A 1,118-nucleotide genomic window follows, 5' to 3' on the forward strand; every position below is an offset into this window, starting at 1 on the left:
TACGTTAGCATCGACGGCCATACCCACAGTCAATACGATACCGGCAATACCTGGCAGCGTCATCGTTGCCCCTGGAATCATCGACATCACACCAATGATCAACACTAAGTTAGCCATCAACGCAATATTGGCAATCAGACCAAAGCCGCGGTAGTAAAGCAGAGTAAATAGCATTACAGCTACCATACCCCAAACACACGCTTGGATACCCATGTCGATGTTTTGCTGACCCATTGACGGACCAATGGTACGTTCTTCAACGATAGAGATCGGCGCGATAAGTGCACCAGCACGTAATAGAAGTGCGAGGTTGTGCGCTTCAGCAGCAGAGTCGATACCTGTAATACGGAAGTTACGGCCAAGTGCAGATTGAATCGTTGCTTGGTTAATCACTTCTTCGTGCTTAGTCAGGATAACTTTGCCTTCAGGCGTTTTACGACCGCTGTCTTTGTACTCAGCAAACACGGTAGCCATTAACTTACCAATGTTTTTCTTCGAGAACGCCGACATCTTGTTACCACCCTCGCTGTCTAGCGAGATGTTAACTTGAGGGCGACCGTATTCATCCACACTAGAACTTGCATCCGTGATGCTAGCGCCGCTTAGGATGACACGCTTTTTAAGTACAACAGGACGACCATCGCGATCTTGTTTGATTTCACTACCCGCAGGTGCACGGCCATTCGCCGCCGCTGCTAAATCAGCTTTATCATCAACTTCACGGAATTCAAGGGTTGCCGTAGCACCGAGAATTTCTTTCGCACGAGCAGTGTCTTGAACACCTGGCAGCTCAACAACGATGCGGCTAGCGCCTTGACGTTGCACAAGCGGCTCAGCAACACCCAGCTCGTTTACACGGTTACGTAGAATCGTGATGTTTTGTTCTACAGCGTAGTTACGAATCTCTTGCAAACGTTGCTCAGTAAAAGTGGCGATAAGAGCGTAACGACCATTCGAATCAGACTCGACAAAGTTCATGTCAGGATGATTCTTCGTTAGCGTGCGCTTCGCTTCAGCCAGTTGCTCTTCGTCACGTAGCAGCACTTCCACCCCTTCTTTGCCAGAAGGACGGATTGCACGGTAACGAATCTTAGCGTCACGAAGTTCACTACGGAAAG

1 protein-coding gene is annotated in these 1,118 nt (G+C 48.9%); it reads right to left on the reverse strand.

From position 1 onward, the window contains the following. A partial coding sequence (secD, locus tag R8N28_RS26395; protein WP_318183807.1) for a protein translocase subunit SecD occupies positions 1-1,118 on the reverse strand: 1,118 nt, incomplete at both ends.

The organism is Vibrio sp. Vb1554 (assembly GCF_033344235.1).